The organism is Catellatospora coxensis, from assembly GCF_016862635.1.
Classification (GTDB): Bacteria; Actinomycetota; Actinomycetes; order Mycobacteriales; family Micromonosporaceae; genus Catellatospora; species Catellatospora coxensis.
In genome coordinates this window covers 65,570-88,480 of sequence record NZ_BONI01000002.1, presented here as the reverse complement: position 1 = coordinate 88,480, position 22,911 = coordinate 65,570, and the positions used below count along the sequence as shown (strand labels likewise).

The window sequence follows — 22,911 nt, the reverse complement described above, 5'->3', positions numbered from 1 at the left end:
GCTGAGGCCGAACTGCTCGTGCATGACGGCGCGCACGTCGGGTCGTGGGGGTTCGTCGACCGCCCGGACTACCGGCAGCGTTTCGACCCGGCCGAGGCCACCGACTCGCGGTACTTCAACCTGCTGATGCAGCTGGAGTGCCTGCTCAAGGACGGTGAAGTGTTCGTGGACGGCAAGCAGCGCACCGTCGAGGCGATCATCTGCGAGACGTTCGCGACGATGGCGTCCGGTCTCGGGTTCGCGCTGTCGCGGCCCGAGACGGCCACGACTGCGGGCCTGGTCGGGCAGGCGTGGGAGTTCGCGTGCGACCTGGGCGGCGACCGGCTGTCGGACCTGGTCGCCAGCGAGGAAGCCGACCCCTTCGACGTGCGGGCCAAGTGGTCGGGCTGGGTAGCGAAGTGGCGAAGCCACCTCGGCCCGGTCAAGGTCCACGACGCCAAGGAGCAGGCCGAGGCTGAGGAGGAGGCGCTGGCGATGGACGGTGCCAGCGCGCGATAGGACTTCGCGCAGCCGCCGCCGTCGCCGGGTCGGTGCCCGCCTGCGCTGTGCAGGCGGGCACCGGTGATGTTCAGACGGTTGCGGTGTCGGTGGCCCAGCCGCAGGAGGTCAGCGCCCGTAGGATGAGGGCGATCACCATGCGGGGGCGGCCGAGGCGCACGGCGAGTTGTGCCAGGGAGGCGGTGCCCATGCGGTGCAGTAGTTCCATGACGTTGCCCATGTCGGCGGCCAGGGGTGCGGTCGGGGGCACCTGGTAGGCGGCGGTGGTCAGCAGCCACACGCGGGCGGTGTCGGCCCGTTGCGGGCCGGTGGGCGCGGCCGGGGGTGGGGCCGGTGGGTCGGCGTCGGGCGCGGTAGGCGCGGCCGGTGGACCGGCGTAGGTGGCCATCACGCGCCGGGCGGTGGCGACGGCCGTGCACGGCCATGTCTCGTGGGCGCATCGGGTTTGGTCGCATCGGTGCCCGCCGGGTGCGGGGCGGTGGTGGTCGAGTAGTTGGCGGGCGTCGCGGTAGGTCTGGTCGATACGGCTGTTCACGGTGCCTCCCAGGCTGGTGCGGGAAGGCAATGGACGCTCGGGCCGCGGCGGAGATCAAGTGGATGGTGTGGTGCTAACGCGCCGGGCTTGACCCCTCGGCGGCGGGGTGGGCATTGGAGATGCCGAGCCGTTCGCGGCAGGTGCGACGCCACGACCGCAGCCAGGCGCAGCCCGCGCCGGTGACCTGGCAGAACTCGTCGACTACAGTCGCCTCGGCCTTGGCGGCGTCCACACCACGGGGCAGCGCCCAGGCCAGCCACGCCGACAGGTCGGCCACGTGCTCGGGGTGGGCTCGCAGGAAGGTCGCCGCGACGTGCATCAGCTCCGCGTGTCCGACGTTCACCCGCTGATCTTGCCTGGTGAGGACAAGCGGCGCACTCCCGTTACGCCTCACGCGCCGCAGATCTGCTGGCAGGGCGCTGGGTTGGCGCGGCAGGAGGCCGCCACAGGTGTCGGCGGGCGGCTAAGATCGGCCGATGGCGATCAATGACGGTGATGATGACAACCCGGTCTATCCGCTGGTCGCGGGCTTTGCCAACGGCGAGAACCTGATGGTGTGGTGTCTGTGGTGCTGCGTGTGGCACTCCCACGGCCACGATCCTGCAGACGCGATCGGCAGTGTGGAGCACCGCAGCGCGCACTGCTACACCAACGACTCGCCATACAAGGAGTCGGGCGGCTACAACGTGCAGGTGTCGTCGCGGTCGTTCGCCTCGGTGCGCAAGCTGGTCAAGGAGGCCACTCCCGCGCAGCAGGAGGACATCCACGCCGGCCGTAGCTCCGAGGCGATCGGCCGGCTCCGTTCGCAGCCCCAGCCCGCGCCCTGAGGCCGGTGCTGGCCGGGTTGGGCTCGCCCGTGCGGTGTGGTGGTGTCAAGCTATGGGTGTGATGTCTGAGGCCGAACGTTCGGCCGGGTGGACGGCGGAGGACGCGGTGACGCGCCTGAGCGACGCCACGGCGTCAGCCCACGTGGCGGGCGGGCAGGCTCCGGCTGGTCACGGCTATATCGCCGGGTTGGGCTGGTATCGGGTGTGGCGGCGCGGTCAGCGCGTCGCCGCGCCGCCTGCCGGGTTGAGCGCCGATGCGCGCTCGCGGCGCAGGTTCGCTGAGCGGCTGGCCGACACCTTGGCCTATCCCGGTGAGGATGTGGCCCGCTACGGCCACGGCGGGGACATGTTCGGCGCTTGCAGCGAGTTCGTGCCGGTCGCGGCGTCACCGGTCGCGCAGCGGGTCATCGCCGATGCTGAGGCCGTCGCGGAGCGGGTCGCGGCCGTCGAGGGTGAGACGCGGGTATACGACACCGGCGCGGGTGCGGTGGTGCTGGTGCACGGTCCGGACTGGAGTCTGCTGTTCGAGCACGACTCGTTCGGCGTGACGATCCGGGTGTGCGGCGACGAGTGGGACGAGGTCGCTCTCGCGGTCGACGAGGACCCCGACCCGCAGGTGCAGGCACAGTTGTTGACGATGGTCTACGACGTGCTGTTTCAGTTGCAGCGGGTGTCAGTCGGCGGGGACCGGTTCGCCGAAGCCGCCTCCGGCTCCGGCGACCAGTAGCACCCGCGCGGGTCAGCTGGACGGCGGCCGGTGCCGCTGCTCGGCCAGTTCGTCAGCGCGTTCACGGTCCAGCAGCGCAGTGATCAGCTTGACCGCCCGGTGGGCGCGCATCCGCGCGGCCGGTTCGGACAGGCCGAGCAGGCTCGCCGCGTCGGCCATGGGGTGACCGATGACGTGGGTCAACGCGATCAGGGCGGCGTCGGGACGTGACAGGCGCGCTCCGGCGCGCCGCCCGGCGGTCTGGGCGACCAGGCGGGCAAGGGTCGCGTACGCGTCGGTGCGGCCGGGCTGGCAGTACAGCCGCGAGTGGGCATTGGCGTCGGGCAGGATCTCGTGCAGCAGTTCGTACCCGGCCAGGTCGAGGTTGCGGCGGTCGCGGTTGTGCCGGTTCCACCGCTTGCCGGTGACCGTGTAGAGGCAGTGGTCGAGCAGCCGGGCGAAGACGTAGGGCTTGGCGGCGTCGAAGGCGAACACCTGGCGGTCGTGCTCGCCGGGTTCGGTGCGGTGGATCTCGACCAGCATCTCGGCGGCCATCACGTGCTGCACGTCGCGCTTGACGGTGGGCGGACGCCGCAGCGTGACCCCGTCTGCGTGCCGGTGCAGTCCCGGGCGGGCAAGGCCCAGGGCGTAGAGGTTCCAGGCGCCGCGGTGGGCTCGGGTCGCGGCGATGACGTAGCTCCACACCCGGTCGACCAGTTCGGGCGGGGCGGACCTCACTCCGACAACCGCGATCACCTCGGGCACGCTCAGCCCTGTCTCGGCCTGCTCGTCGGCAGGGTCGGGCAGCGGCGCGTCGGCGTGGAGAACGGCGGCCGGCACGCGGGGCCGATCGAGTCGGCGCACGAGCCAGCGGATCTGATCCATGGGGTAGAAGGGCCAGCGGTGATCGTCGAGCGGGTCGGGCGGGCCGGGGTCGGTGGTCCGGCGGTCGTCGGCGCGGATCGTGTCCGGACCGAGGCGGGCGGGCAGCCCGTGACGGATTGGCACGGCGTGTCCTTCCAGCGGCAACACGTGCGGGCTGTCGTGGACACGCCGGAGGCAGGGTGGGCGGCAAGGGTGGCCGGTCGGCGGTGACCGTGTCTGCTCCGGCGTGCTGCGACGTCCGCCGGGGCTCGAACGAGCGTACGAGGATCGCGTCCCGGATGCACTCCGGTTGTTCGCCCCCCGCGCGCCGCCCTTGCGCCTGGTGCCTCGACGATCCGGACAGTCCGGCCGTCACCACCACATGAAGCCTAGATCACCGGCTCACGTCGCGGCCCGATCAGGATTTCCGAGAAAGTTTCGTCGATCTTGTGAGTTCTACCCAAGATCAATTCCTCTTTACTTATGAGCGCTTTCCGCTCATGCCGCCTCGGCATCCGCGCCGGGGCGGCTTTGCCGTTCGTCGCAGCGCACGACAGCGTGCCTGCGCGCCGTTCACCTGGAGTTCCGCATGACCTACCGAGTCCTGCCACCTGCCACTACCACCGAGAAGGAAGTGATGATGATGATGAACCCGCTGATCATCGCGGCAGTCCTGCTGGCTGCCGTCCCCGAGCCCAAGCCCAAGCCGTCCCCGTCCCCGTCGCCGCAGCTGGAGCCGTGGGCCGACCACCCACCCGATACGCAAGGCTGGCTGCCGAGCCTGCTGGACGTGGTCCGAGACTGGGCCCACACCCACCGTGGCCTGCTGACCGCTGTCCTGGTGCTGGCCGTGGCCGCTGCCGCGACGTTGCGCGTGCTGCGCGCTCGCCGGTGGCTGGCTGCGGTGCGCTCGGGCACGTGGCTGGAGGTCGTACCGCCGCGACAGACCCGCATCGGGCAGTCGGCTGCGGCGTGGAAGCTGCTGGCCTACCTCGCCACGCGGGCCGACAGCGGCTTGCGCCTGGCCAAGCCGCCGATGGCCATGGAGGTCCACGCTGATGACGGCCGTCTGGCGCTGACGGTTTGGGTTCCGCCGTGGGTCAGCGCTGCGGCCGTGGCCAAGGACGTCCGGCTGGCGTGGCCGGGCGCGCTCACCCGCGAGTTCGCCCCTTCCGCACCCCGCCGGGGCTGGCACGCTGCCGGGTTCGAGCTGGTGCCGACCGGCACCGATCTCGGGCCGCTGGTCGACGACACCCGCCTCGGGGCGGACGCGGCCGGGGAGGGTGATCCGCTGCGGGCGGTGTTCGAGGCGCTGCGCAGCCCTGGCGGCCCGAACGTGCTGCAAGTGCTGGTGCGTCCCGCTCCCGGCCGCCGGATCAGGAGGTTGAAGGCGGCGGCGCGCAGGCCGGTCGAGGCTCGCCGCGGTGTCGCCTCCATCGCCGCTGACGGGCTGGTGAAGGGCGTGTCCGGGGCGGTGACGTTCGCGCTGGACATGCTGACCGACTCGCGCACCCCGGCGGCCAGCGCGGCGAAGTCGACGGCTTCGCCGCCGGATGCGCTGCAACGGGCCGAGATGCGTCACGCGGCCGAGAAGCTGACCGCCGGGTCGCACCTGCTCGTCGCGATCCGCACCCTGTCCGTCCGGCCTGCCCGCTCGGTTGCCCGTACGGAGGCGCGATCGACGGCGCACGGGTTCGTCGTGGCCGCCAACCTGCGTCCCCGGCTGCTGCGCCGCGCCGGGCAGGCCGTGGCCGCCCGTCGCGCCACCGGCAGGCAGTGGCTGCTGGCGTCCGCGCACGAGCTGGCGGTGCTGCTGCACTTCCCGACCGACCCGGCCCGCCACGGCTTCGACGTGGCCGCCCGCACCCGCCTGTCACCCAGGGACGCGGCCCAGCCTGATGCCGAGCCGCCGACCGCGCACACCTCCGGCTGGACCCACAGCCGGTGGAGCGCACCCGAAGGACTCGCCGTCATCGACGACGACGATGACCCCGACGACCCGTTCACCTTCGACGACGGAGAACCCCACCCATGACAGCCGACACCCCATCGCACAACACCGGCGGGCCGCAGACCTCTGCGGCCCGCCTTCGTCTTCGACCCGAAGGCAACCCCGCCCGCGCCCGCCCGAAGGCGCTGGGCGTCACCGACGCTGACGCCTCGGGCAGGATCGTCGGCCTGCACGTGGCCGACTCCCGCTACCACCTGCACGTGCTCGGCCCGACCGGCACCGGCAAGTCCACGCTGCTGCTCAACTACACCCTGGGCGAGGTACGCGCCGGACGCGGCGTAGCCGTGTTCGACCCGAAAGGAGACCTCACACGCGACCTACTCGACCGGCTCCCGCCCGAGGCCGCAGGCCGGCTCGTGCTCATCGACCCCGACGAGACGCAGGCGCCCGCCGCGCTCAACCTCCTCGAACTGGCCGACGACCCCTACGACACCGCCGATCAGCTCGTCGGCGTCATGGCGAAGGTCTGGGCCTCCACGTGGGGGCCGCGCACTGACGACCTGGCCCGCCATGCGCTGCTGACGTTGATGCGGCTGCCGGGGGCGAGCCTGGCCGACCTGCCCCGCCTGCTGTCCGATCCGCGCCTGCGGCGGGCGGCGCTGGGGCGCGCCGACCGGCGCGGGCACGACGGGTGGACGGTGGACCTGCATGCGTTCTGGTCCTGGTGGGACGAGCAGACCCCCGGCCAGCTCGCCCAGCAGTCCGGGCCGCTGCTGTCCAAGCTGCGGGCGGTGCTGTCGCGCCGCTTCGCCGCCGGACTGTTCGGCGTTCCTCACTCCACCTTCCGGCTGTCCGACGTCCTCGACGGCGGCATCCTGCTCGTGCGGCTGCCCAAGTCCATGGGCGAGGACACGGTGCGACTGACGGGCAGTCTGCTGCTGGCGGCGCTGCTGCACACCGCCGGACGCCGCTCCGCGCTACCGGAGGACAAGCGGCGGGACGCGTCGCTGGTCATCGACGAGTCCCACAACTTCGTGAACCTGCCCATCGGCCTCGACGACGCCCTCGCCGACGCCCGAGGACTGCGCCTGTCGCTGCTTCTCGCGCATCAGCACCTGGGACAGCTGTCGAGGTCGGTGTTCGCGGCGATCGACGCCAACGCCCGGTCGAAGGTGTTCTTCGCCCTGGCCCCGGCCGATGCCGCCGACCTGGCCCACCACGTCAAGCCGTACTTCAGCGCTGAAGACCTCATCCACCGCGACGCCTACGGCATGATCTGCCGCCTGGTCATCGCCGGCCGCAACGCCGAGCCGTTCACGCTGCGCGCCCGACCGGCCCCGCCGGTCTGGCCAGGCCGCGCCGAACACCTGCGCCAAGCCGCACGCGCCCGCGGCCTACCCGCCGCCGAGCGGCGGAGGCTGGCCGACGCGCGCCGCCTCGGCCCGCTGGCCCAACAGCAGGCCGACACCACCCAACACCCGACCAGCCCTGATCTGTCCAGCACGGACAGCTCGGGGCCGATCCTGCCGCCGGGCAGCGCCCGTTGACCCCGACCCTCAGTCCAAGCCTCGCCCGGTCGGCAACCTCCGACAGAACCTCTACCCCTGCACCACCTAACAGCGCAGGTCAGCCGCACCCAACAGCCGCCCTTGCGAGAAGGGACTCATAAGGATGATCCCAAGAAACCAGCCACACAGAGTCCACAGTCTGCGTATGGCCCCGCCCGGCGGAGCCAACAGCGCCGACGAGATGCGCCGCCTCATGCCCCGCGACCGGTGGCTGATCGACCTGCTCGGCCAGCACCGCGTCTTCACCACCGAGCAGGTCTGCACCCTGGCGTTTCACAACATCCACACCGCCCGCAACCGCCTCGTGCTGCTCAACTCCCGAGGCATCCTGGCCCGCTTCCGCGACGCCGTACGCCCCGGCAGCGAGCAGTGGCGCTGGACCCTCGACCTACTCGGCGAGGTGTACCTCGCCGCCCGCAACGACCAGCCCACCCCGAAGTTCTCCACCATCCGCAACAAGATCAACCGCCTTGCTGCCAGCCCGCGCCTGGGCCACCTCCTGGCCGTCAACGATCTGTTCGTCGACCTGATCGGCCACGCCCGCAACAGCGGCGCGGAGCTTCGGGAGTGGCGCTCGGAGGCGGCCTGTCGCGCGGTCACCGGGGACCTGGTGCGCCCGGACGGCTACGGCGACTGGACCGAGGCGGGTCGGCGGGTCACGTTCTGGTTCGAGCAGGACCAGGGCACCGAGAAGACCCACCGCGTCATCGCCAAGCTCGACGACTACGCCGCGTTCGCCCAAGCCAGCGGGCGGCGCGACGCGATCCTGTTCCGCCTGTCCAGCCCGAGGGCGGAGAAGTCGTTCCGCACCCGGCTGGCCGACCACCCCGCCGTCGCGGACGGGCGGCTTCTGGTGGCCACCAACGACGGAGAAGGCCACCCCGCCGCCGCCGTCTGGCAGCCCGCCACCACGGGCGAGCGAGTGCGGCTGGCCGAGCTTGCCGGCCACCTTCCCCGCTGACAGGCGCTCCTGTCAGCGGGCACGAGCGCCGACAGGCGGCGCTGTCAGCGGGGCGGGGCGCTGACAGACGGCTCTGTCAGCCGACGATCTCGGCCGGTGAGACCCAGCTCACACAGCCGTGATCAAGGCTCTGACCTGCATTGTCAGACCCCGTCAGGTTTTCAAGATCGTTTGTCAGCGGATGGGCGCGTTCGATTCGGCTGACAAACCGGATTACCGGTTGTCGCACCACTACGCCCGGCCCGCGCCGCTGCGGGCCAAGCGCCACCCAACACGGAAGGCAGCACGCATGCACCTGACCCGACCGACCATCCGACCGCCCACGAGCCATCCCGTCAAGGAGGCACATGACTGACCCGACACCGGCCGACCACACCAGACGGCAAAGCGGTCGACCGCGTGGCGAGCGCATCGAGGGGATCGTGCAGACGGTCATCATGCTCGCCATCGGAGCCGCCGCCGGGGCGGCCTCCTTCCGCCACGTCCACGACGTAGCGGCATCCCACGGCCAGACAGGCTGGCTCGCGTGGGCCGACGCGGTCACCTTGGAGGCCGCGAGCATCGCCGCCGGCCTGGAGATGCGCCGCCGCAAGCGCCACGGCAAGCCCGTGCTGTTCCCCGCCGCGACGCTCACGTGCGCGGTGGCGCTGTCCCTGGCAGCCCAGGTCGTCGAAGCCGAAGACTCCGTCATCGGCTGGATCGCCGCCGCGCTGCCCGCGCTCGGCTTCCTGGCCATGGTCAAGATGGCCATGGGCCGAGCCGACCCCACCACACCACCCAGCCTCGTCGGGGCTGTTCACCAGCCGCCCGGACCCGTTGAGGCCGAGCCCGGCCCCACACCGGCCGAGCCCGGACCCGACCAGCCCGAACCCGGACCGGTCCCGGACGGCGCGGACCAGTCCGCGACCGTCGCGGACCACGCCGTGCAGGCACTGCTGCCCGCCGCGCGCACCGCCGCCAACACGATCACCACGGCGGGAGTGAGCCTGACCCGCACCACCCTGGCCCGGCAACTACGCCGAGACGGCCACCACCTGTCCAACCAGACCGCAACCGCACTCGTGCGCGCCCTCCGCGCCCACGACACCCACGCGCCCGACCAGGACGCAGACGAGGAGCCACCGATGAACACACCCACCACCGCCGCCGCTCGGCCACGCCCGACGACGCACACACCACCAGGCGAAACATGAACACCCCGCGACCGCGCCCGGCACCCCGGCAACGCCAACCCGACCACGACACCGACGACGCCGAGCCAGCAGCGCCGCCGACCGGCAGCCTCGTCCGCTACCTGACCGATCCCGACATCGAGGCCGACATCCAAGCCTTCGTCGACAGCGCACCACCGCTGAGCGAGAGCAAGCGAGCCAAGATCGCACGGCTGCTCGGCACCGACAAACCCCACCACCACACCTGACACGCAGAGGGCGTGGCCGCGACGCGGCCACGCCCTCTGCGTGTTGGCACCCGATACACGTGGGCGGACGCGAGTACGATGCCAGCGTGCGCCACCGCGTAGGCCATTCGGTCAGGAGCCTTGTCGCCAAGGTTCCGTTCCGGCTGCTCGCCTTCGCGCTCACCTTGGCCGCCCTCGAAGGCTTCAAGGTCGCTGCCGGTTTTGACGAGATGCCCACCGCTCCTCAGGTAACCGCGCTCACCATCGTCTTTTACCTGACCCTCGTCTTGGCGTTCGTCGCGCCGAACGCCCTTAAAAAAAACTTCCCCCTGTGTCGGGTAAGAGAGACCGGCAGTAGGCGGCGATTCGGGCAGACAACCGGCAGGGATAGCAAACGGGCACGGGATTCATCGATGATCGGAGTTCTCTACGCTCAGTCATCGACAGGAGTCCCGTGCCCGCCCTGCCATCATCGCTGTTGAACCCCATCTGGGTCGAGTTCGCCGCACTACTTCCCCAGCGCCCGGAGTTCGACCCCACACATCCGCTGGGCTGCCACCGCCGCCGCATCCCCGACCGGGTCGTGTTCGAGCACATCATCGACGCCCTGGTCCACGGCTCAGGCTACGAACGCATCGCCACCACCGGGTGCTCGGACCGCACCATCCGCCGCCGCCTCAAGCTCTGGGCGCCGGACGGGATCGGCCAGAAGGTCCACGCCCTGGCCCTGGCCGCCTACGACCAGATGATCGGTCTGTCGTTGCAGGACCTCAGCGTGGACGGCGCGATCACCAAGCGCCCTGCGGCGGCGAACGGGCCGGGCGCTCGCCGGTGGACCGGGGCAAAGGCGGCTTGAAGCGCTCCACCGAGGTCGAAGGCGACGGCATCCCCCTGGCCGTGGTGTCCGCGCCGGCCAACCGGCACGACTCGCCGCTGCTGCGCCCGACCTGCGAAGCAGCGGCGGCGCAGGTCGGGCCGATGCCCGACGACCCGACCATGCACCTGGACCGCGCCTACGACAACAACCCGACCCGCGACCTGCTCGACGAACTGGGCCTGCACGGCGAGATCGCCCGCAAGGGCGTGCCCGCACCGATCCAGGTCGGCAAACGCTGGGTGGTGGAGCGCACGAACTCGTGGATGAACGGCTACGGCAAGATCCGCCGCTGCACCGACCGCGACGCGAAGATCGTCGACTTCTACCTGTACCTGGCAGCCGCGCTCGTCACCGTACGTCAACTCATCCGCCGCGCCCGAACCCTCTACCGCTGGGACACCCGCCCCACCACCCGACGCCTCAAATGACACCTACTGCCGGTCGCTCTAAGCGACTTGGCTGCTCGGAGTCGCTGTCGCGTCACCGGCTGAGCCCTATGCAATCGCGAAGAGCACCGGTATGAGCATGACCGCCCGCGCTGCCTGCGCAGGCGGCCATCGGACTAGACACCTTTCGCGGTCAGGGTCTGGTCGGCGCTGGCGGAGAAAGACCCGTTCCAGCGAAGTAGCCGTCGATGAGGTGCGCTCGGTACTGCATCCGCTTGAGGCGGTTCTTCACTGCCTCGAGCAGGGCCTCTGCCGTTCGGGCAGGCAGGTTGCCCAGTCCGCGCTTCATCGCCGACCAGACCTTCTCGACCGGGTTGAGCTCCGGAGCGTAGGCGGGCAGCGCGTAGACGCGCAGCCACGGCCGGGACGCGATCAGCGCCCGCATCTTCGCCGACCGGTGCGTGCTCAACCCATCCCAGACGAGGACGATCGGCGCACCCAGCTGCTGATGGGTGGCATCCAGCAGGCCAGCGAACTCCCTCTCGCGAAACCCTTTCTGCTCACCCTTGCGGCCGCGGTGCAGCATCGTCCGGTAGATCAACCGGCTGCGTTCGCCGGGCCGGTAACAGACCATGCCCGCCACCGACACCCGCACACCACCGGCCGCGGTCACCGACACCACCGGCGTGCGGCCACGCGGAGCCCAGGTAGCGGCCTTGACCGGCCTCAGCGTCTGCCCGCACTCGTCGGCGAAGCAGATCCAGGCGTTCAGCCGACGCGCGACTCTTTTAGCCCAGGCCACCGGTAGCGCCGCCAATGCGCGACGGCCTGCTCGTCACGCTCGGCGGCCCGGTGGACGGGCAGCTGCGAGGTGTAGCCCAGGCGCTGCATCGCCTGCCACGTCGTGGTCAGGCCCACCCGCACGTGGAACATGGACCCGATCAACGTGGCCACCCGCGCCAGGGTCCACCGCTGGTCCTGGCTGTACCCGGCCGCCGCCGGGCCCTGCTCCAGCCGCGCCCGCAACCGCTCCAGTTGCTCATCCGACAGCTTCGGATCCGGACCCGACGGACCCTGCGACGCCAGAGCCCGCACACCACCGGCGACCCAGGCCCGCCGCCACTGATAGGCCGACTTCGTCGACACCTCCAGCGCTGCGGCGACCTCAACCGGGCCGACACCCTGCGCAAACATCTCAGCCGCCCGCCCGCGCAGGCGCTCACGCCTGGCCCGGCCAGCCGCGTCTACCTCCGCCACCATCGCCGTACCGCATGCCACCAGCAGACCCGACCGCCGACGACATCCGCGATCACCCGAAAGCCTCAAAGTGGACTTGGACCAGACCCCCGCTACGAAAGGTGTCTAGGCGGCCAACGCACTAAGGTCGAGCCATGTGTGACGCATGCAAAACGCCATGGGACAACTGCCCGGAGTTTTGGGCGGAACTTGCCGAGAAGGCTCCAGGGGTCCTGGCCACGGCACGACTTATTGACGCTCTGCCCGGACTTATGGTCACCAACGCTGGTGACCCTAGCCACGACAAGGACCCGCAGTGCTGGTTCGTCACCTGGCAGCTTCTGCCGTGGGCACCGAACATGCCGATCTACGATCACGGACCCCATCGGGATGCTTGGATCTCCACCGAGTGGCTTATCTGGTATGCATCCGACAATTGGCCCAAGGCGGGCTATGACGTCGAGATTGAGCCCTGGTCGCCGCTTGTGTGGTCAAGCGCGCGAGGCACGAACGCGCAGTTCACGATCCGCGCGTACACCAATAGGGACACTCGGCGCAAGGCGCTCACTCCCTTTGAATTTGACCGCATGTTGATCATATTCTGGAATGATTACGGCCACCTCGAGCTTGATTGGACGAAGATCCCCGGTATTCGGGATGGCATTGTTGAGAGCGTGAGCGATGCAGCCTGACGCGCGCCTCAGCGCCCTCATGCTGCCGCATACATGATGCCATGCGCACGAGGGCGGGTTCGGCCTCTAGGATCGTTGTCACGTCGGAGCGACGGCATGATGCCGCACGTTTCGGGGTGACTCCAATTTGGGCATTCCAGAGATCATCGTTGGGCCTGACGCCAGCGATCAAGGGAGGATGTGAATGAAGCTAACACTGGTCGACGGCGTTCAGATCGTTTCCGCCCTGGGGGCTGTAGCAGCAGCCGTTGCTGGTTGGACCGCCGCTCGTGCGGCCCGCGATTCGGCGAACACCGCTGGCCAACAGCTGCCCGAACTGAAGCGCCAGGTAGAGATCGGCAACTCCCAAGTTAAAGCCGCCTTTGAACAGGTCGAACTTGCCCGAGGTTCGGCAGAACACGCTGCAAGCACCGCGAGGGAGGCATCCAGGGCGCGCGTTGATGAGCGCTCGCCGCGTGTCGTTGTCTTCCTTGAGCCGACCATGTGGCCGCCCGTCGTCGACCCGCACCGGCGCTCCATGCCCAACGGTGGCGAGCTGAGGCTGCTTGATCCGGTCTCCGTGGAGCGTGCGTATGAACCCGAACCTGGCCGAGCCTTCGTGTTCGACCGGGAGAAGGAATGGCTCCTGTGGTTTCGAGTCCGGGGAGTCCTGGTCAACGAAGGGGCAAGTTCCGCACGCGTCCGACTTCCTAGCGAATCTCGATTCATTGAAGCCAAGTCGCCTCTGCTTCAGGGCGTCGAGGTTGTCGTGCCACCGCCAGTCGGGCCGCCACTCAACGCGGAACACCTGCTCCGACCCGGAGAATCAGCTGTATTTGAATGGGCCGTCGGACACACGCTGGGAGAATGGGCCAGCGCGGGTCCAAGACCCTTATCCTCCAAACCCCAACAGCGCATGTTTCGGCGAGCTCGTCGTCTTCGACTCATTCGAAGATGGGGTTATGGACCACATCCACGTGATGTTGAACGGCCGCCCTCTACTTCCTGTTGATGGAGCTGTCGGCCAATGGCGGGTTGCGCAAGATGCCGAGGAGGCAGGAATGGCCGGAGTCGTTTACCCCACCCGCAGGACCTACCGATCTGAAGGTTGGGATACCGATCGTTACCTACCGTGGATGGAGACGTACGGAGAACGCCTCGGGGGTTCGTGAGGCTCGCCGGCCCTCAGGCTTGCATCGGTCGAAAAGAGCGAAGACATGAGATACAGCCCAGATAGTGACCCCTCTGCGTTCGATCCCACCGATCCCGAGGTGGTGGACGCTCGGCTCAACGACCCGGTCGTGAACGCACTCCATGAAGATCTCGGCAGGCAGTTCCGTGCGATGCCACCTGAGCAGCAGTTGGTCGAACTGGTCCCAGAACTGGAGAATGCGCAGTCCCGATACGACCAACTCGCCAAGGTTCTCGCCCGAGCATCCGCCGACGATCCGCGGCGGTTCCTGCTTTTCACGATGGGTGACCATGTGGAACGCATCCGCGCCCGGATCAACGAACTCGGCGGCGGCGCCTAGCGTTGGCTGAGGGCACGATCAAGCAGTACGTACGGCGCGGCGTTAAGGCTGGCGCACCTTTGTCCCTGAGCGACAGCCCTGACCTAGACGGGCACCTGCGCGTTGTCGTCGAGAAGAAGCCACCGCTTGGCAACCCGATCCCCGTTGAACTTGCGCGTGCCCTTGCCCGCAGGCAACAGCTTGATCTCTAGGATCTCCTTGATGATCTCGCGTTTGCGGGCCACGTCGCCGCCCAGCGCCGCCCAGTCCGCCTCGGCGTTCGGGCCGATCATCCCGCGCAGTACCGGCGGGATACCCGCCTCCCGCGCCTTGGCCTCCGCCTCGGCGATGCGCCGCAGCAGGCTCATCTCGGCCCGCCCGAACGACACCGCCGTCACGTGCCCGAGGTCAGCCTCGACCCGCCACTCCTCCAACTCCGACTTCAACTGCTCGGCCAGCCCTCGGGCCTGCGCCGCCGCCGACCCGTCATAAACGCGGTGCAGGTTCTCGAACGTCTCCGGCCGCGCCAGCCACGCCACCACGATCCGCTCCACGTACTCGTCGAGGTACTGCATCTTCACCGCCGCACACCGCTTGTACAGGCATGAGTACACCTGCCCGCTCCAGCCGTGCCGGTTGACGTTGCCCACCGACAGCGGCCCGTCGCATTTACCGCATTTGACCATGTACGACAGCAGGTACCTGGCCCGTGCGGGTTTCCACGTCGTGCGGTCGGGGTTCTCCAGCATGTTGCGCACCGACCAGTACGTGTCCTCGCTGACCAGACCCTCCCAGATGCCGTCGGTGATCTCGCCGTGGTGCGAGCGCTTACCGATGTAGGCGATGTTCAACGCGATCTTCCGGACGATCCCGCGCCGCCACAGTCCGCCTTGGGCTGCCGGGATGCCGCGCTCGTTCAGGCTCTCCTCGATCCGGATCAGCGGCGTACCGTCGCCCACCTTCTCGAAGATCTCCCGGACCACGCCCGCCTTGGTGTACTCGGTCACCGTCCCGTCCGCGCCGGTGGCGGTGTGCACCTCTTCGTCGGCGCGCTGCTCGACGAGGGCCTTGGTACGCGAGTGGTAGATCCGCTCGTAGCCGTAGGTCAGCTTGCCGTGCGGGCGGCCCGAGGCCGCCGCGCCGTCCACGCCCCGCTGCACGTTGTCGCGGATGTAGTCGGACTGGAACTCCGCCTGCACCGCCTGGAAGCCCAGCATCATCCGGTCGTTGCGGTCGCGCAGGTCGAACAACTGCCCGCCGACCAGCCAGAAGTTCAGCCCCACCTCGCTGCACAAGTCGCGGATCATGACGTACACCGCCAGATCACGCTCCTTGCGGGAGATCTCCCACACGACGAGGACGTCATCGGTGCCCGACCGGATGCGGTCCATCAGGTCCTCGAACCCCTGCCGCTTCTTGACCTTCGCGTGCCGCGACGCCGACACGTCGTTGTCGGAGAACGACTCGCCATGCCGCCACTGGTGCCGCGTGACCTCGGCAATGTTCAGCTTGTGCTGATCACCGACGGACTTGCCCTGCTTCTTCTTGTCTTTGCTGGCCCGTTCGTACGTCAACGCCGATGCAAGATCACCACCGGCCAACAACTCGGCCTTCGACGCCCACACCCGCCGACGCGGACCCGAACCCGACCCCTGGCGGCGCGAACGCGGCCCTACCATTGCCCTCACCTGCCCAAACATGAAACGTTGGCCACCTACCGCGAACCTTAGCTGTTATGGACCCAAAACTGTGCCGATCGAGCAGCCCATGGCGGCAGCGGTGTCCGCCTCGGACATGTCCTCGTAGAAGCGCAGCACCACGACCGTGCGCTGCCGCGGGGTCAGGGTGTCCAGCGCCTGCCCGAGCGAGATCCGGTCGAGGATCTGATGCGGTTCGTCGGGCCCGGGCCGGTCGGGCACCTGCGCGACGGGCCGCGCGGGACGCCTGCGCCACCACGTGATCCGCTCATTGATCATGATTCGGCGTACGTACGCCTCGGGCTCGCCCTGCTCCAGGATCTGCCGCCACCGGGCCGCCGCCCGGGCCAGCGCGGTCTGCACCAGATCCTCGGCCGCATGGTGCTCACCCGTGAGCAGGTATGCCGTGCGCGACAGCGCACCACCACGCGCGACGACGAAGTCGTGGAAACCGTCGTACCTGTCCATCCGTCACCTCCCCACCAACACGCGGTTCGCCGTCCACGGGTTGGGGATTCGCGCACCGGTATTCTCGCCCGGTCCGGGCGAAACCCCGTTGCCTCACGACGCCGGATCGGCCACGTCCTGGACGAACCCGCAGCCGGCGTGGCCGAGGCGTACCGGGTGCTGAAGCCCGGCGGGCGGTTCGCGTTCACCGGCGGCAGCGCGCGGAGCAAGGGCGGGCCGTCGGTGTCGGCCGCCGACGAGCTGGGCGTACGCCTCAACGAGCTGTTCGGGGAGTTCGCCGCCTTCCTGCCGCCCAACGGCAGCATGGGCACGCCGGTCGACGCGGCGGACCTGCTGGCCGCGGCGGGTTTCGTCGATCTGCGCGAGGACTTCGCCGAGGTCGCCATCGCGTTCCCGGACACCGAGACCCTCTGGCGCTGGTCGCTGACGCACGGGTACCGCGCCTTCATCGAGGACCTGCCCGACGACCGCCGCGCCGAGTTCCACGAGCGGGTGCTGGCGCTGCGCGCGAAGGACCTCGTCCTGCGCCGGGTCAGCGGCGTGTGGTCGGGGCGCAAGCCCGGCGTCGTCCGATCGCAGGGGTGACCCCGTCCGGACGCGCACTCTTCACCTCACGGCCATGTCGGTTCGCACGCGCGTCGATACCATGTCGGTGTTCTCGAAGCCTTGCGGGAAGCGGCGGCACATGGATCCATTTGCGATCTTGGGAACCGGCAGCGGTGGCGGAACATGGCTCGTCACCGACACGAACCGCCAGTTGACCCTGCACAACCGCAGCGGCCGCCCGCTGTTCCTCGCCCTGTGCGGCGGCCGGGACACCAGCTCGGTCGGGTGGCGGCACCTGTACGACGGGCAGAGCCACACCGTGGCGATCGCGGTGCCCAGGAACGGCACGGAAACGGTCTACTTTTACGCCAGAACCGCCGACGGCCGCTGGGCCCGCGGGGGTGTCGAGAAGTTCTACGTGGCGCAGCCGCGCGGCGACGACACCGTCCGGGAGGGATTCACCTTCCAGGTCAGGAACGCTCGCACGCTGAGCCCGTCGCTGGTGGCGGGGGCCGGTGAGCTGAGGGTCGTGGGCGGCGAGGGCATCCCGATGACCGGCGACGTCTCGTACCGGATCGCCTAGCGGCCACGGGCGGTGCCGGGGTCCGGCCGGGTGCTATCGCACCCGGCCGGAGGTCAGCGCTGTGCGGGGCTGTGCGGCTGCGGGCCGCGCGGGCGGAACATGGTGCGGGCCATGATGAGCAGCATCGCCAGGGTGCCGCCGAGCAGGGCCAGCCACGACCAGGCCCAGCCGGCCGTGAGGGTCAGCACGACGAATCCCCCGAGTGCGGCGATCCAGACGGCCGCGCTGTAGATGCCGAACCGGGCGGCGGCGGCGGGGTCGCCCGCGAACACGTCGGACATCTCCTGGTGTTCGCGCTGCAGCCGGACCATCCACGGCTTGTGGCGGTTGGTCTGGGTCACGCCCAGGTAGGTGAACACGACCGCGGAGGCGATCACGAGCACCCCGGCGGCGACGAGCGGTCCGACCGGCCACTCGGGATAGGCGGCCGCCACGCAGCCGGCCCCTGCCAGGCCCAGTGTCGCGGCCCCGCCGTAGCCGAGCGCGCGTCCTGTGGGCAGGGGATAGCTGGAGGTGGTCTCCTGCCGCAGCGCGTCGGCCACGATGACACCGCCGGCCAGGGCCAGCACCGCGCCGGCGAGCGGCTGCCAGCCGAGCACCGCCGTGTCGAGCACCGACCACACGAGCACGGCGAGCGCCGCCGCCGCGGGCAGTGACAGCAGCAGCGTCCGGACGACGTACGCCGGTCGCGGCCGTACCCGCTGGTCGTGCCAGGGCGCCGTGGCCGGTGCCGTGGCGGTCTCGGTGACGATGGCGCGGATGTCGCCCAGCTCGGCCATGGCACGTCGGGCGGAGTCGGCGCCGCCGATGCCGGAGCCTTGGAGTTCGGTCATGCGGGCGACGAGGTTGGCCCGCATCTCCTCCTTGAGGTCGCGCACTTCGGGGGTCATCTCGATTCCGGCGTACGCCTCGTCGAGCAGGCGGTGGATCGCCAGGCTGTCGTCGGTCATCACGGCCGCCTTCCGGGTCGCGTGCCGCCGGGGCGGGCGGCTTTGCCTAGTTCGAGCAGGGTGTCGATGAGGCCTCGGGTGATCTCCCAGGCGCTGACGTTGTCGTGGTACACGGCGCGTCCGGCGTCGGTGATGCGGTAGTACTTGCGCCGGCCGCCCTGGGTCTCGTCGCCCCAGTAGGCCTCGACCAGGCCGTCCTTGAGCAGGCGGCGGTAGCTGGCGTAGAGGGTGGCTTCCTTGATCTCGTATGCGCCGCCGGTGGCGTCGCGGATCGTCTTGAAGATCTCGAAGCCGTAGCTCTCGCCCTGGCTGAGGACCGCCAACACGATCGTGTCGGTATGCCCTCGCAGGAGGTCGGCGGCGAACGCGTCGCTCGCCAGGAAGGTATCGCTGTCAGGTATCTCGGGCACGTCGAGTACTGTAACAGATAAAGTACTAGTGCAAGAAGAGTCGATGTGACGGGTGCCTGTGGCTACGTCAGCGCTGGTCGCGGCGCAGCGGATGGTCGGCGGGCACCTCGACGAGCACGATGGGCACCCCGTCCGGATCCTCGATCCACATCTCGTCGAGCCCCCAGAACTCGCGCCGCGGCTCACGCACGATCACCGCGCCCAGCCCGACGAGCCGCTCGTGCTCCGCACCCAGGTCGCGGACCTGCAGCCAGATCCGGACCGGCCCGGCGGGTCCGATGTCGGACCGGCCTGACACCTCCAGCAGCCCCTGCCCGAGGAAGAACACCACGCCGGGATGGTCAGGCGGCCCGAACTCGCGGTACACCGCCAGTCCGAGCACGTCGCGGTAGAAGCGCAGCGACGACTCCAGGTCGGCCGGGCGGATCAGGACGCGGCTGCTGAGAACCTCCATGCCCCGATCATCGCGTGCCGCGGGGCCGTCGGGCCCGGCTTGCATTAGTTGCACGTACCGACGAATGCGCATACGCTGACCGACGCGCGGATGGGCCAGGGCAGCGATCAGCGATCAGGCATACACGCCTGCGGGCATGACGCGATCCGCCCCTGTCTGGGGCCTCCTCCAGAGGTAGGTCATGAAAAGACTGCTCACATCCGTCGGGGTCGCCGTGCTGGCGGCCACCGCATCCATCCTCGTCGCCGTCAGCCCCGCTGAGGCGGCCGTCGGCCTGCACATCAGCGGCCGCAACATCGTCGAGGCCAACGGCCAGAACTTCATCATGCGCGGCGTCAACCACGAGCACGTCTGGTTCACCGGCCAGACCAGCTCGTTCGCCGACATCAAGGCCGCCGGCGCCAACACCGTGCGCGTCGTGCTGGGCAGCGGCAAGCGCTGGGGCCCGTCCAACGACGTCGCCAACGTGATCTCGCTGTGCAAGCAGAACCGGATGATCTGCGTCCTGGAGGTGCACGACACCACCGGGTACGGCGAGGACGGCGCGGCCGCCTCGCTCGACGAGGCCGCCAACTACTGGATCAGCCAGAAGAGCGTGCTGGTGGGCCAGGAGGACTACGTCGTCATCAACATCGGCAACGAGCCCATCGGCAACACCGACGCCGGCCAGTGGACCGCCGCGACGGTGGCCGCGATCCAGAAGATGCGCACCAACGGCTTCCAGCACCTGCTGATGGTCGACGCGCCGAACTGGGGCCAGGACTGGCAGTACGTCATGCGCGACAACGCCCAGACGGTGCTCAACGCCGACACCCAGCGCAACACGGTGCTGTCGATCCACATGTACGACGTGTTCAACACCGCCACCGCGATCCGCGACTACCTCGACCGGTTCCAGAACAACGGCTGGCCGCTGGTCATCGGCGAGTTCGGGTGGCAGCGCTCGTCCAGCAACGTCGACGACCAGACCCTGATCGCCGAGGCCAACGCGCGCGGCCTGGGCTACCTCGGCTGGTCCTGGGCCGGCAACAACGACCCGTACCTGGACATGACCGTCAACTTCGACCCCGCGCAGCTCACCACGTGGGGCCTGCGGATCTTCAACGGCCCCAACGGCATCAAGGCCACCGCGAAGGAGGCCACCATCTTCGGCGGCACGCCGTCGCCGACCGCCTCGGCGTCCCCGCGCCCGTCGGCGTCGCCCAGCGCCTCCGCGTCGCCGCGCCCGTCGGCCTCGCCGAGCACCTCGCCATCGCCGAGCGTGCCGCCGTCGCCGAGCGGGCGCGGCTGCACCGCCGCGTACTCGGTCGTGGGCCAGTGGCCCGGCGGCTTCCAGGCCGACGTGAAGGTGACCGCCGGCGCGTCGGCGATCACCAGCTGGACGGTGACCTGGACCTACGCCAACGGCCAGACCGTCACCCAGGCCTGGAGCGCCACGGTGACCAGCAGCGGATCGGCGGTGACCGCCCGCAACGTGAGCTACAACGGCAGCCTGTCCGCCGGGGCGAGCACGAACTTCGGCTTCCTCGGCTCGTGGAACGGCACGAACGGAATTCCCGCGGTGACCTGCACCGCGAGCTGATCACCGACGTTTGGAGCCGGGTCGGGCGTCACCCCGGCCCGGCTCCATGCCGTCGGGCGGCATCGGCGCAGGCCGATCGGCCCCGCCGGGTGGGCCGCGACCGGGCACACGGCCTTGCCAGGGCCTGGCATGCTCGGTGCGTGCCGACCGTCTACCGCAGCAGCAAACGCCTCAGCGGCCGCCGCCGACGTACCCGTGTGCTGCGCACGCTCGGCATCGTCGCGGCGATCGCCGTCGTGGCCGGCGCGGCGCTGTGGCTGTGGCCGGCCGGGCCCCGCCCGCTGTTCCAGCTGCCCGTCGCGTGCGGGGAGAAGTGGCAGCTGGGCACCTATCCCGGCCACGGCGCGGACGACGTCGACATGTTCCCGATGTCCGGGCAGTCCTGGGGTCGGCCGGTGCTCGCGTCCTACGGCGGCACGGTCGTCGAGGCCGGGATCAACGGCGAGCTGGGCGGGCGGACGCAGCGCAACCCGCAGGGCCCGCGGGGCAGCGGCGGAGGCTACTGGGTGAAGATCGACCACGGCGGCCGGTGGACGACGGTGTACATGCACCTGCTCGAACCGCCGATGGTCGAGGAGGGCCAGGACGTCGAGCAGGGCCAGCAGCTCGGCAAGGTCGGCAGCACCGGCGACTCCGGCGCGGCGCACCTGCACTACGAGCAGCGCCGCGGCCTGCAGACGGTGGAGAGCTGGTTCGACGGCGCGCCGTCCGGCATCACGCAGGACGACCGGGAGTACACCGTCCTGCGTACCAGCAACAACTGCACCGGCGCGAAGCCGTAGCCGAGTCGCGAGGTCAGCGACCCCGGCCCGCGCCGAAGCGGTGCACGGTGGCGCGCCGGCCCTGGTAGGGCGCCCAGCCGTGGGCGGCCAGCGCGGCCGCACCGCCGGCGGCGAACGACAGCCACGCCGAACGCAGCGGCCGGCCGTGCTCGTGCACGTCGTCCCAGAGCTGTCCCGCGAGCATCGGCACCTGTGCCCAGGCGGCCTCGTCGCCCAGCAGCCACGGCAGGTCACTGCAGTGCCCGGCCCGGTAGGGCGACGCCGAAGCGGGGCCGTCGATGCCGTACACGAAGACCCGCGCGCCGGTTCCGGCCAGCAGCCTGGCGAACCGCAGCGTCGGCCGGGTGAACGCCGTCCAGGTGAACACGCTGATGAGGCCGTTCTCGACGGCCCGGCCGACCAGCGGCACCCGCTGCGACAGCGGGCCGCCGCCGAGGAAGTACGCCATCTCGCGGCGGGTGGTGCCGACGACGACTTCGAGGTCGACCGCCCCCGCCCGGCAGGCCGCCGCCCAGCCGTCGGCGTCGGGCAGCGGCTCCGCGCCGGCGATCGGGCCGTACGCCGGGGTGAACCCGCGCCCGGACACGTCCCGCTCGGCTGCCTGCTGTGCCGCGAGCACCTGCTCCAGTGACGCCGTCTGGGGATCGCCGCCCAGCCGGGCGAGGAAGCGCTCGCCCAGCCGTCCGGTGTCGACCGCACCGCCGAGGCCGAGCCCGAGTGGCGGGCTCTGCAGCACGACCCGGCGGAACAGCGGCCGGGCCGAGGCCACACCCAGCAGGCAGGCGATCGAGTGCGCGCCCGAGGACTGCCCGACCAGCGTGACGTTGTCCGGGTCGCCGCCCAGGTCGGCGGCGTTGTCGCGGACCCAGCGCAGGGCTTCGAGCTGGTCCAGCAGGCCCAGGTTGCCGGGGGAGACGCCCGGTGCGGCCAGGTAGCCCAGCGCGCCGAGCCGGGAGTTGACGCTGACCACGACCACGTCGCCCTCGCGGGCGAGCCGGTCCGTGCGGTAGCGGTCCCAGGAGCCGGCGCCGGAGCGGTACGAGCCGCCGTGCAGCCAGACGAGCACCGGCCGGCGTGCGCCGTCGGCCGCCGGGGTGACGATGGTCAGGTTCAGGCAGTCCTCGGACTGGACGCCGATCTCGGGCCAGCCACCGGCGGAACCGGGCCGGGCCTGCGGCTGCGGGCTGACCCCGCCGTGCTCGACCGCGTCGCGGACCCCGGACCAGGCCGGTTCCGGCACCGGCGGGCAGAACCGAGGCGCGGTGGCATACCGTACGCCGCGCAGCACCGTCAGCCCGTCCTCCTGCCGCCCGCGCAGCGTGCCACCGCGTACCGCGACCAGCACCTCCTGCGGAGCCGTTGCGGCGGCAGCCGTTTGTCTACGGGGGGCGGGGGTGGCAGACGGCACCGGTGACCTTGCCCTTCCTTCGGCGATCGGCGTCGAACGGC

The 22,911-nt window shown here is 70.2% G+C and carries 27 protein-coding genes and 1 pseudogene; 16 read left to right on the top strand and 12 right to left on the bottom strand.

Annotation, left to right across the window (positions count from 1 at the left end):
* Positions 1-18 precede the first annotated feature (18 nt).
* Positions 19-498, top strand: coding sequence for a hypothetical protein (locus tag Cco03nite_RS01815; RefSeq protein WP_203688131.1), 480 nt, complete (start codon positions 19-21; stop codon positions 496-498).
* A 70-nt stretch (positions 499-568) separates the two neighbouring features.
* Here the strand turns inward: Cco03nite_RS01815 and Cco03nite_RS01810 are convergent, their stop codons facing one another.
* Both Cco03nite_RS01810 and Cco03nite_RS01805 read right to left on the bottom strand, forming a co-directional pair.
* Positions 569-1,033, bottom strand: coding sequence for a hypothetical protein (locus tag Cco03nite_RS01810; RefSeq protein ID WP_203688130.1), 465 nt, complete (start codon positions 1,031-1,033; stop codon positions 569-571).
* Positions 1,034-1,106: 73 nt separating this feature from the next.
* The gene (locus Cco03nite_RS01805; RefSeq protein WP_203688129.1) at positions 1,107-1,376 is read right to left on the bottom strand and encodes a hypothetical protein; all 270 of its coding nucleotides are present in this window, start codon (positions 1,374-1,376) and stop codon (positions 1,107-1,109) included.
* A 133-nt stretch (positions 1,377-1,509) separates the two neighbouring features.
* On the opposite strand from Cco03nite_RS01805, the gene Cco03nite_RS01800 reads away from it, so the two are divergent.
* Entirely contained in the window at positions 1,510-1,860 is a 351-nt protein-coding gene (locus Cco03nite_RS01800) for a hypothetical protein (RefSeq protein WP_203688128.1), read from the top strand.
* Positions 1,861-1,912: 52 nt separating this feature from the next.
* Positions 1,913-2,587 carry a hypothetical protein gene (locus Cco03nite_RS01795; RefSeq protein ID WP_203688127.1) on the top strand — a complete coding sequence of 225 codons (675 nt, stop codon included), beginning with the start codon at positions 1,913-1,915 and terminating at the stop codon, positions 2,585-2,587.
* Positions 2,588-2,599: 12 nt separating this feature from the next.
* Here the strand turns inward: Cco03nite_RS01795 and Cco03nite_RS01790 are convergent, their stop codons facing one another.
* Positions 2,600-3,574: an RNA polymerase sigma factor gene (locus Cco03nite_RS01790; RefSeq protein WP_203688126.1), complete on the bottom strand. Its 975-nt coding sequence runs from the start codon at positions 3,572-3,574 to the stop codon at positions 2,600-2,602.
* Between the two features lie 445 nt (positions 3,575-4,019).
* On the opposite strand from Cco03nite_RS01790, the gene Cco03nite_RS01785 reads away from it, so the two are divergent.
* The 7 genes and pseudogenes from Cco03nite_RS01785 (at position 4,020) to Cco03nite_RS01755 (ending at position 10,614) form a co-directional block, all read left to right on the top strand.
* Entirely contained in the window at positions 4,020-5,465 is a 1,446-nt protein-coding gene (locus Cco03nite_RS01785; RefSeq protein WP_203688125.1) for a hypothetical protein, read from the top strand.
* Complete coding sequence (locus Cco03nite_RS01780) at positions 5,462-6,928, top strand: type IV secretory system conjugative DNA transfer family protein (protein WP_203688124.1); 1,467 nt, start codon at positions 5,462-5,464, stop codon at positions 6,926-6,928. Before Cco03nite_RS01785 ends, Cco03nite_RS01780 begins: the two co-directional genes overlap by 4 nt.
* 166 nt (positions 6,929-7,094) lie before the next feature.
* Positions 7,095-7,910 (top strand): replication-relaxation family protein, encoded by an 816-nt coding sequence (locus Cco03nite_RS01775; protein ID WP_239167039.1) that lies wholly within the window; start codon positions 7,095-7,097, stop codon positions 7,908-7,910.
* Between the two features lie 347 nt (positions 7,911-8,257).
* The gene (locus tag Cco03nite_RS01770) at positions 8,258-9,103 is read left to right on the top strand and encodes a DUF2637 domain-containing protein (protein ID WP_203688122.1); all 846 of its coding nucleotides are present in this window, start codon (positions 8,258-8,260) and stop codon (positions 9,101-9,103) included.
* Positions 9,100-9,330: a hypothetical protein gene (locus Cco03nite_RS01765; protein WP_203688121.1), complete on the top strand. Its 231-nt coding sequence runs from the start codon at positions 9,100-9,102 to the stop codon at positions 9,328-9,330. Before Cco03nite_RS01770 ends, Cco03nite_RS01765 begins: the two co-directional genes overlap by 4 nt.
* 86 nt (positions 9,331-9,416) lie before the next feature.
* Positions 9,417-9,791, top strand: a complete 375-nt coding sequence (locus Cco03nite_RS01760) for a hypothetical protein (RefSeq protein ID WP_203688120.1) — start codon at positions 9,417-9,419, stop codon at positions 9,789-9,791.
* Positions 9,764-10,614 (top strand): annotated as a pseudogene (locus tag Cco03nite_RS01755) (IS5 family transposase). The gene Cco03nite_RS01760 and the pseudogene Cco03nite_RS01755 overlap by 28 nt, the downstream one beginning before the upstream one ends.
* Before the next feature lie 151 nt (positions 10,615-10,765).
* On the opposite strand, the gene Cco03nite_RS01750 reads toward Cco03nite_RS01755, so the two are convergent.
* Together Cco03nite_RS01750 and Cco03nite_RS01745 are read right to left on the bottom strand one after the other, a co-directional pair.
* Positions 10,766-11,374 carry a transposase gene (locus Cco03nite_RS01750; protein WP_239167038.1) on the bottom strand — a complete coding sequence of 203 codons (609 nt, stop codon included), beginning with the start codon at positions 11,372-11,374 and terminating at the stop codon, positions 10,766-10,768.
* The gene (locus tag Cco03nite_RS01745) at positions 11,341-11,832 is read right to left on the bottom strand and encodes a winged helix-turn-helix domain-containing protein (RefSeq protein WP_203688119.1); all 492 of its coding nucleotides are present in this window, start codon (positions 11,830-11,832) and stop codon (positions 11,341-11,343) included. The genes Cco03nite_RS01750 and Cco03nite_RS01745 overlap by 34 nt, the downstream gene beginning before the upstream one ends.
* 131 nt (positions 11,833-11,963) lie before the next feature.
* Here Cco03nite_RS01745 and Cco03nite_RS01740 point away from each other — a divergent pair, with 131 nt between their 5' ends.
* Positions 11,964-12,500: a hypothetical protein gene (locus tag Cco03nite_RS01740; RefSeq protein WP_203688118.1), complete on the top strand. Its 537-nt coding sequence runs from the start codon at positions 11,964-11,966 to the stop codon at positions 12,498-12,500.
* Positions 12,501-12,690: 190 nt separating this feature from the next.
* On the opposite strand, the gene Cco03nite_RS01735 is transcribed toward Cco03nite_RS01740, so the two are convergent.
* Positions 12,691-13,008, bottom strand: coding sequence for a hypothetical protein (locus Cco03nite_RS01735; protein WP_203688117.1), 318 nt, complete (start codon positions 13,006-13,008; stop codon positions 12,691-12,693).
* Positions 13,009-13,696: 688 nt separating this feature from the next.
* On the opposite strand from Cco03nite_RS01735, the gene Cco03nite_RS01730 reads away from it, so the two are divergent.
* A complete protein-coding gene (locus tag Cco03nite_RS01730; RefSeq protein ID WP_203688116.1) occupies positions 13,697-14,011 on the top strand; it encodes a hypothetical protein in 315 nt (104 codons plus the stop codon).
* 83 nt (positions 14,012-14,094) lie between these two features.
* Here Cco03nite_RS01730 and Cco03nite_RS01725 read toward each other — a convergent pair whose 3' ends face one another.
* Together Cco03nite_RS01725 and Cco03nite_RS01720 are read right to left on the bottom strand one after the other, a co-directional pair.
* Entirely contained in the window at positions 14,095-15,564 is a 1,470-nt protein-coding gene (locus tag Cco03nite_RS01725) for a recombinase family protein (RefSeq protein WP_239167036.1), read from the bottom strand.
* Positions 15,565-15,723: 159 nt separating this feature from the next.
* The gene (locus Cco03nite_RS01720; RefSeq protein WP_203688115.1) at positions 15,724-16,155 is read right to left on the bottom strand and encodes a SigE family RNA polymerase sigma factor; all 432 of its coding nucleotides are present in this window, start codon (positions 16,153-16,155) and stop codon (positions 15,724-15,726) included.
* A gap of 138 nt (positions 16,156-16,293) precedes the next feature.
* Here Cco03nite_RS01720 and Cco03nite_RS01715 point away from each other — a divergent pair, with 138 nt between their 5' ends.
* Both Cco03nite_RS01715 and Cco03nite_RS01710 read left to right on the top strand, forming a co-directional pair.
* Positions 16,294-16,740, top strand: coding sequence for a hypothetical protein (locus Cco03nite_RS01715; protein ID WP_203688114.1), 447 nt, complete (start codon positions 16,294-16,296; stop codon positions 16,738-16,740).
* Between the two features lie 118 nt (positions 16,741-16,858).
* Positions 16,859-17,284 (top strand): hypothetical protein, encoded by a 426-nt coding sequence (locus Cco03nite_RS01710; RefSeq protein WP_203688113.1) that lies wholly within the window; start codon positions 16,859-16,861, stop codon positions 17,282-17,284.
* A 53-nt stretch (positions 17,285-17,337) separates the two neighbouring features.
* Here Cco03nite_RS01710 and Cco03nite_RS01705 read toward each other — a convergent pair whose 3' ends face one another.
* The 3 genes from Cco03nite_RS01705 to Cco03nite_RS01695 form a co-directional block, all read right to left on the bottom strand.
* Entirely contained in the window at positions 17,338-18,234 is an 897-nt protein-coding gene (locus Cco03nite_RS01705; RefSeq protein ID WP_203688112.1) for a permease prefix domain 1-containing protein, read from the bottom strand.
* The gene (locus Cco03nite_RS01700) at positions 18,234-18,644 is read right to left on the bottom strand and encodes a PadR family transcriptional regulator (protein ID WP_239167035.1); all 411 of its coding nucleotides are present in this window, start codon (positions 18,642-18,644) and stop codon (positions 18,234-18,236) included. Before Cco03nite_RS01700 ends, Cco03nite_RS01705 begins: the two co-directional genes overlap by 1 nt.
* A gap of 67 nt (positions 18,645-18,711) precedes the next feature.
* Positions 18,712-19,098 (bottom strand): VOC family protein, encoded by a 387-nt coding sequence (locus Cco03nite_RS01695; protein ID WP_203688111.1) that lies wholly within the window; start codon positions 19,096-19,098, stop codon positions 18,712-18,714.
* A gap of 181 nt (positions 19,099-19,279) precedes the next feature.
* Between Cco03nite_RS01695 and Cco03nite_RS01690 the strand changes: the two genes are divergently transcribed.
* Together Cco03nite_RS01690 and Cco03nite_RS01685 are read left to right on the top strand one after the other, a co-directional pair.
* The gene (locus Cco03nite_RS01690) at positions 19,280-20,680 is read left to right on the top strand and encodes a cellulase family glycosylhydrolase (RefSeq protein ID WP_203688110.1); all 1,401 of its coding nucleotides are present in this window, start codon (positions 19,280-19,282) and stop codon (positions 20,678-20,680) included.
* A 140-nt stretch (positions 20,681-20,820) separates the two neighbouring features.
* Positions 20,821-21,462, top strand: a complete 642-nt coding sequence (locus tag Cco03nite_RS01685; RefSeq protein ID WP_203688109.1) for a M23 family metallopeptidase — start codon at positions 20,821-20,823, stop codon at positions 21,460-21,462.
* Positions 21,463-21,475: 13 nt separating this feature from the next.
* On the opposite strand, the gene Cco03nite_RS01680 is transcribed toward Cco03nite_RS01685, so the two are convergent.
* Positions 21,476-22,870, bottom strand: a complete 1,395-nt coding sequence (locus tag Cco03nite_RS01680) for a carboxylesterase family protein (RefSeq protein WP_203688108.1) — start codon at positions 22,868-22,870, stop codon at positions 21,476-21,478.
* Positions 22,871-22,911 lie beyond the last annotated feature (41 nt).